At 42.7% G+C, this 7,951-nt stretch carries 5 protein-coding genes; 4 read left to right on the forward strand and 1 reads right to left on the reverse strand.

Annotated elements, in window-relative coordinates:
* Positions 1 to 133 precede the first annotated feature (133 nt).
* Positions 134 to 2,587 (reverse strand): acyl-CoA dehydrogenase FadE, encoded by a 2,454-nt coding sequence (gene fadE, locus D9603_RS18705; protein ID WP_128732444.1) that lies wholly within the window; start codon positions 2,585 to 2,587, stop codon positions 134 to 136.
* A gap of 525 nt (positions 2,588 to 3,112) precedes the next feature.
* Between fadE and D9603_RS18710 the strand changes: the two genes are divergently transcribed.
* The 4 genes from D9603_RS18710 to D9603_RS18725 all read left to right on the forward strand — a co-directional run.
* Complete coding sequence (locus D9603_RS18710; protein ID WP_125254195.1) at positions 3,113 to 3,433, forward strand: DUF6419 family natural product biosynthesis protein; 321 nt, start codon at positions 3,113 to 3,115, stop codon at positions 3,431 to 3,433.
* 82 nt (positions 3,434 to 3,515) lie between these two features.
* The gene (locus tag D9603_RS18715; protein ID WP_128732445.1) at positions 3,516 to 4,640 is read left to right on the forward strand and encodes a 4-phosphoerythronate dehydrogenase; all 1,125 of its coding nucleotides are present in this window, start codon (positions 3,516 to 3,518) and stop codon (positions 4,638 to 4,640) included.
* Between the two features lie 37 nt (positions 4,641 to 4,677).
* Positions 4,678 to 5,694 (forward strand): aspartate-semialdehyde dehydrogenase, encoded by a 1,017-nt coding sequence (locus D9603_RS18720; protein ID WP_128732446.1) that lies wholly within the window; start codon positions 4,678 to 4,680, stop codon positions 5,692 to 5,694.
* Positions 5,695 to 5,981: 287 nt separating this feature from the next.
* The coding region (locus D9603_RS18725) for a FimV/HubP family polar landmark protein (protein ID WP_277750228.1) at positions 5,982 to 7,951 on the forward strand (1,970 nt) is incomplete at its 3' end.

Genomic DNA, 7,951 nt, shown 5'->3' on the forward strand with positions numbered 1-7,951 from the left:
ACTCCTTCAAATTGAGTAAGTATTAAGTCAAATTGGTATAATCTGCCAAGAAAAAAGGTCAGAAAACTCTGACCTTTATCCACGCTAATTGCTATTGATAGTATGGTTTATACTACCTAATAAACAAAAGTAGTTATGCTGCGTCTGCCTTAGCTGACTCTTTGGTTCTCGCTTTACCAGCAAGTAATTCTTCAGGGTCAAAGTCATCAACGTTGATAACGGCAAGGCGTTTTGCTTCAACGGCAGTTAATTTTGCTGCTTCGTCTTCGCTTAGTACGCCAGCTTCAAGCCCCATTGCTGCTACTTTATCAAGCTGCATAAACGGTAACTTTTTACCAGTACCACGGCATACCTTTTCAAATAAAGGCTCTACGGCAAGAATGTCTTTTAGCGTTTGTTCTTGCTTACCAAGCAAGCACAGAGGCTCGTCTTTTAAGTAGATGTGTGTTGCAAGACGGTCACGGGTTTCGCTAGGTACTTGAAGTAGCTGAGCAAGTTTATGCTCCATTTTGTCGGTTGGTTTACGAACCGGACGACCAAATGGGAACAATACCACTTTCAATAAGCCACGTAATGCAGCAGAAGGCATGTTGTTAATTAAGTCAGCAAGGGCACGTTGGCAAAGATATAGGTGCTCTTGACAAGACCATTGCACAAACGGTAAGTCTTCTTTACGACGACCTTCATCGTTATAGCGCTTAAGCGTTGCTGAAACCAAGTATAGGTAGCTTAATAAGTCGCCTAAACGTGCAGATATACGCTCTTTACGCTTAAGTGAACCACCAAATACAGCCATACAAATATCAGACATTAATGCCAAAGATGCACTGTAACGGGCAGCATTACGGTAATAAACCGCGGTTTCATCGTTAAATGGTACTTTGGTGAAACGTGCACCGGTCAGTGCTAGCCATTTAGTTCTTACCAAGTTCGACATGGTGAAACCGATGTGGCCCATCAGGGATTTGTCGAAGCTGTCAAGCGCTTCTTGTTTATCCTTGATAGAGCAAGCTTCAAGTTCAGCCAGTACAAATGGATGGCAACGAATAGCGCCTTGACCGTAGATGATCATGTTACGGGTTAGGATGTTTGCACCTTCTACCGTAATTGCAATTGGTGCGCCTTGGTAACCACGGCCAACATAGTTATTCGGACCTAGACAAATCCCTTTACCACCATGAATATCCATAGCATGGATGGTGGAAGCTCGCATTTGCTCGGTTAGGTGGTACTTTAAAATGGCAGAAACTACTGAAGGTTTTTCACCTAAATCTACTGCGCCAGTTGACATGGTAACCGCAGCATCAGAGCTATACGCGTAGCCACCCAGTTTCGCAAGTGCTTCTTCAATCCCTTCCATTTTACCAATAGGCAGTTTGAATTGACGACGAATACGACTATACGCACCACTTGCCACTGCAAGAGATTTAATACCACCGGCAGAGTTTGAAGGAAGCGTAATAACACGACCAACCGACAAACACTCAACTAGCATGCGCCAGCCTTGTCCTGCCATTTTTGCGCCACCGATAATGAAATCGAGTGGTACAAATACGTTCTCACCTTGTGTTGGACCATTTTGGAATGGCACATTTAGAGGGAAGTGGCGACGACCAATTTTTACACCTGGTGTGTTAGTAGGAATCAGGGCACAAGTAATACCTAGCTCTTCTTTATCGCCTAGTAAGCCGTCCGGGTCACGCATTTTAAACGCCAGACCAAGTACAGTCGCAACGGGCGCTAAGGTAATATAACGTTTGTTCCACGTTAAACTAATACCCAGCACTTCTTTGCCTTCCCATTCGCCTTTACACACAACACCAAAGTCAGGGATAGATGAAGCATCAGAGCCTGCTTCCGGTGACGTTAATGCAAAACAAGGGATTTCATCACCCACTGCTAGGCGAGGTAAGTAATGTTCTTTTTGCTCTTCAGTACCATAGTGCTGAAGTAGTTCACCTGGGCCTAACGAGTTAGGTACGCCCACGATAGACGATAGCAAAGTTGATTTACTAGTAAGCTTTTGTAGTACACAAGATTGCGCGTAAGCTGAAAACTCAAGACCACCGTATTGCTTTTTGATGATCATCGCAAAGAACTTGTTGTCTTTTAAGTATTGCCACACGTCTTGCGGTAAGTCCGTCAGCTCGTGCGTAGCTTCCCAATCGTTAAGCATGGCACACACTTCTTCAACTGGGCCATCCAAAAACGCTTGCTCTTCAACGCTCAAGCGTGGCTTTGGAAACTGATGAAGTTTATCCCAGTTTGGGTTACCACAAAATAGGTCGGCTTCCCACCACGTAGTACCAGCATCAATCGCTGACTTTTCCGTTTCTGACATTGTTGGCGTAACTTTTTTGAACGCTTTAAATGCCGGAGCCACGATGTACTGCTGACGCAGGTTCGTTACTGAAAGCGGAATAACAATCGCTAAGAAAATTAACCAAGAGATAATGCCGAATGCACCCGCAAAGGTGCCAACGAGCATAGTAACTGCTGCAATCCCGATAGCGGTATTCCAGCTTGCGCGATGATAACTTGCTGCACTGAGCAAGACAATCAAAGCGAGAACAAATATAAGTGTCATGTTGTTCTTCCTTATAAGAGGTCTGACCACCCAGTTAGACTAGCTGGTTAACGCTGATATTTCAAGCGTCTTGATATCATCACGATTAATTAATTGCAGTCTGTTTGTGACAATTTATTTACGTGTGCCACACATAATTGAAAATCACCGTGAAACCAGCAGTATTTTTAACTTCAGTGGTGTTAGATACCTTAAAAGTGTAAGTAACGTAGTGCAATGTGGCGAAAATGCACATGAATTTTCTTTCAAAAAATCCCTAGTTCTGTCCACTATAATTGCCAAAACTTCATCTAAGGTTGATATTGAAATCTATTATAAAGCTTCTACACTTTGGAGTGCCTTATCCGAAAAGTAATGTATTGATGGACCGCAAAGGAATAGCAAAATAGTGTCATCTACTCTTTCGGTGTTGGCATTACATGCTCACTTTTGCTAGAGCAGTTGGTAACTGATTTATCTTTCATTTTGCCACTGATTTCTCGCGTAAAGTGGTAATAGTTGTTGTCTATGTTAAGGAGAAACAAGATGCAACAAAGTATATTTTGCCTCATTATTATTTTAGCCTTCGTTGCGATGTTAGCGGCTTTTCATTTACTTCCAGAAGCTGTAATTTTTAATGTTTTTAGTAGCTTATTTGCAGCCTTGATTGGCTATCGTTCATACACTCGATGGGCACTTTTGTTATGCTGTATCAATGTACTCGCGATGACCTTTTGTCCCTTACTTGACTCTGGTGGTTGGTTAAGTCTTAAAGGTGCGGTGGTGTTTGTATGTTGTGTGATGTTTTTTGCGATCGCATTTGGATGCAATAAGGAAGTAGCTCAGAATAAAAGGTTTTATTATTAGTTACCTACCTTGCCATGTTAGACTCCCGTCAGTGAACAGTTTTCGCACTTGAACTTGATAAAATTGGTTATAGGGAACCCCGATGCGTATATTAGCCGATCAAAATATGCCCCTGGTAGAGTCTTTTTTCTCAGATATTGGTGAAGTTATCCGTTTTGACGGCCGCAACCTGCGCCCAGAAGAATTAAGCGATGCTGATATTCTCCTTACTCGTTCAGTGACTAAGGTGAATGAAGCCTTGTTAGCAAAGGCCAAGCAACTTAAGTTTGTTGGTACAGCAACTATCGGTATTGACCACATCGATACACAATTACTGGCAAGCTCAGGTATCGCATTTAGCAGTGCACCTGGGTGTAACGCGATTGCAGTGGCAGAATATGTGATTAGCGCTATCATGGCCTATGCACAAGAAAGCGGCACTTCCTTGCAAGGGAAAACCATTGCTATTGTCGGGGTTGGGAATATTGGTAAATGTTTAGCTGCAAAAATTGGCGCGTTGGGCCTCAAAGTATTGCTGTGCGACCCGCTAAGATACCAAGACGGCAGTTTGGACTCTCATATCGAGCTTGATGATGCACTCAAGGCCGCAGATATTGTTTCATTTCACGTTCCACTTGTAAAAAATGGTGAGCATAAAACCATACATTTATTGAATGAAGCACGAATTGCGTCATTAAAGCCAGGTATGGTGTTAATCAATGCAAGTCGTGGTGATGTTATTGATAACCAAGCTTTATTAAGGGCGCTAGAAGGCGGGCAGGCGTTAGAGTTGGTACTGGACGTGTGGGAGAATGAACCTAATATTTTGCAATCACTACTACCATACGTACGTTTTGCCACTGTACATATTGCTGGCCATACACTCGAGGGCAAAGCGCGTGGTACACAAATGCTATATGAAGCGGTTTGTAATACGCTAAATCTTAAGCTGCAAAAAACGATAGCTGACTTTTTACCTAAACCTAGTGTTACTGCATGTAAGCTGCAAAATACAGCAAACGAGAACGACTTACTAAATTTGGTACATCTGGTGTATGACGTCCGTCGCGATGATGGCATCATGAGAGCTAACTTAACTTCACAAGGGTTTGATGCTTTGCGTAAAGCATATCCTGTGCGCCGAGAATTTAGTACAATTGAATTAAATGATGACTCTCCAATCAGTGACAAGCTTTATCAGCTTGGCTTTTCAAAGTGCAGCAGCTAATAACTTGATTGGTATATTACAGAATTGAGGAAGAACAATGTCGCAAAAATTTAATGTTGCGGTGCTTGGGGCAACAGGTCTTGTTGGTAAGCAGATTATAGAACTATTAGCAGAGCGAAAGTTTCCAGTGGATACACTTTATCCGTTGGCGAGCAGTCGCAGTGCGGGTGAAGAGATTGACTTTAAAGGTGAAAAAGTAGAAGTCATTGATGTTGAAACTTTTGATTTCGCGAATGCGCATATTGGACTGTTTTCTGCCGGAGGTTCGGTATCAGAAAAGTACGCGCCGATTGCAGCGGAAGCTGGGTGTGTTGTGATAGACAATACTTCTCACTTTAGATATGACTTTGACGTACCATTAGTTGTTCCCGAGGTTAATAAGGAAAGCTTAGCTGACTTTAGAAATCGTAACATCATCGCTAATCCAAATTGCTCTACAATTCAGATGTTGGTTGCACTCAAACCAATTTATGATGCGTATGGCATCGATAGAATAAATGTGTCAACGTACCAAGCGGTATCAGGGGCAGGTAAAGAAGCTGTTGATGAGTTAGCCAAGCAAACAGCTAACTTAATGAACGCAAGACCAATGGAAAATGAAGTTTTCACGAAACAAATTGCGTTTAACGTTATTCCACAGATTGATGCTTTCCAAGAAAATGGCTACACCAAAGAAGAAATGAAAATGGTGTGGGAAACTCAAAAGATTTTAGGTGACTCTAGCGTGTTGGTAAACCCAACAGCAGTTCGTGTCCCTGTATTTTTTGGTCACGCCGAGGCTATTCACCTTGAAACACGTATGCCTTTTGATCTAGAGCATGTAAAGCAGTTACTGGCGGATGCACCTGGTGTTGAGTTAATTGAAGATGAAACCGATTACCCAACACCGGTCAGCGACGCAAGCGGTAATGATACTGTATACGTGGGTCGAGTAAGACAAGATATTTCGCATCCTCTAGGGCTTAATCTATGGGTTGTTTCTGACAATACTAGAAAAGGTGCGGCAACCAATAGTATTCAAATAGCTGAAGTATTGATTGAAAGTTATCTTTAAGGTGCTTTGTTAAGCCGGTCCCCCTTAAAGTTTTTTAAAATAGCTGACCATTGCGGCAAACTTATGCCAATAAGTTTGCCGAAAAGCAATTAGTTGACTATTCTTCTTCTATATTATGCTTTTTCTACATCAGCAAAAAGCATTACAACCATGTTAACTTTCAATACGTTGCAATGGATATTCAGGTGTAACTGGTTTATAGTTTGCATTTGGAATAGAGCTTGCTTCAAAGCCATAATAATAAAATGTCGTTTAACGAGTGTTAAACATTTGAGTAAAGGATCGGCATGCGCGGTTTAGCCTTTTTTAGTATCTTTGTATTCGCACTACTTGCAACACCGGTATACACCCAAGAGGGGGTAGTGCTAAAGGGCCCTAAAGGGGTTGATTACGGGGCTCAAGGTCGATCTATAGGGCCTATCAGACCCACGGATACACTATGGCGAATAGCACAAAAAGTGCGTCCGGACGATTCAGTCACTATTTATCAAGTGATGAAGGCTCTCTATGACAAGAATCCGAACTCATTTTTAGATAAAAACCTCAACCACATGCAGTACGGTACCTACCTGCGCATTCCAACCATTAATGAAATCCGCAGCGTAGATCCTACGCTTGCCAAGCAAAAATCCGATCAGGACGATAGGCTGTGGGACATGAAACGCAAAGGGCTGCTAAACCCTAATGCGATAGAGCAAGCGGATAAAAAAGTCACACAAGCGCGCAAAGTCGACGTTGAAGAAGCAAAAGAAGACCTAACCAACCAATTACGCTCTTTAAAAATGGAGCAAGATATGCGGTTGATGGACTTACAAAAAGAGTTCAAATCTTCAGTGCGCAATGTAGAAGAGATCCTGTCAGAAAATAATAAGTTGAAGCAGCAACTTGGTGCGATTTCCACAGAACTTCAAACAGTACGAACTCAGCTTGGTAAAGATAGTGAAATACAACAACAACTTAAAGCGGTAATCGACCTGCAAAATGAAATGATTGAACAACAGGCCGCGCAGGCAAAAGCTGAGGAAAGCGACGGTTTGGGAGATTTCTTCAGTTCTATGCCTGGTATTGCGTTGTTAGCGACTTTACCAGCACTACTGGCGCTTGCTGGGTTCATCATGTTTATGCGCAGAAAAAATCAAGCACCTCAAGCTGAAGATGATGATGAGTTTTTACCAAGCACACCTGCTGCAGGAGCCACAGCCACAGCAGCTGCCACGACATTTGCAGCAGAGCCGGATCCGCTAGATATTGGTGTCGGTGATGAGGATACTTTAGGAAGTAGTGTACAACTGGATGATGACATACTGCCAGAGGATGATGAGATCACATTTGACTCTCTCGACGATGATTTTGAAGATGGCAACGATACACTAGATCAAGATGAACTTGATAGCTTACTAAATGAAGACATTTCGTTTGACGACAGTCATGAAGAAGACTTTATGCAGCAAAGCTTCGAGGACTCTAGCGATGAGATCCCTCTAGATGTTGACGATAGCAATGATATCTTGAGTGACGGTGATTTAGACGATCTCTTTAATGAGCCTCAGGATGAGGAGGTCGACGTTAGTGATGATGCGCTGGCTGCATTGAGTGAAGAACTAGCTGATGAACAAGTCAGTGCAGAAACTAACGATGACATTGACTCCATTTTAGATGGTGCATTGGATGAAGAACCTGAATTCAACGGTGACCTTGAAAACGAAAGTTTAATCAATGCTGATGATATTGATGCTTTGTTGAACGAAGCACAAGATGAATCGCAACCAGAGCTGGAAGAAGAGCCGGATATACTTGCAGGGGATGACATTGATGCTTTGTTGGACGAAGCACAAGATGAATCACAACCAGAGCTAGAAGAAGAACCGGATATACCTGCAGGGGATGACATTGATGCTTTGTTGGACGAAGCACAAGATGAATCACAACCAGAGCTAGAAGAAGAGCCGGATATACTTGCAGGCGATGATATTGATGCTTTGTTGGACGAAGCACAAGATGAATCACAACCAGAGCTGGAAGAAGAGCTAGATATGCTCGCAGGCGATGACATTGATGCTTTGTTGGACGAAGCACAAGATGAATCACAACCAGAGCTAGAAGAAGAACCGGATATACTTGCAAACGATGATATCGACGACTTGTTGGACGAGCGATTAGCAGAGCCTCAACCTGAGCTTGAAGATGAATTAGAGGTTGATGCAAACGATAATATCGACGACTTGTTGGACGAGCCATTAGCAGAGCCTCAACCTGA

The sequence above is a fragment of the Pseudoalteromonas sp. PS5 genome (assembly GCF_004103255.1).
GTDB lineage: Bacteria > Pseudomonadota > Gammaproteobacteria > Enterobacterales > Alteromonadaceae > Pseudoalteromonas > Pseudoalteromonas peptidolytica.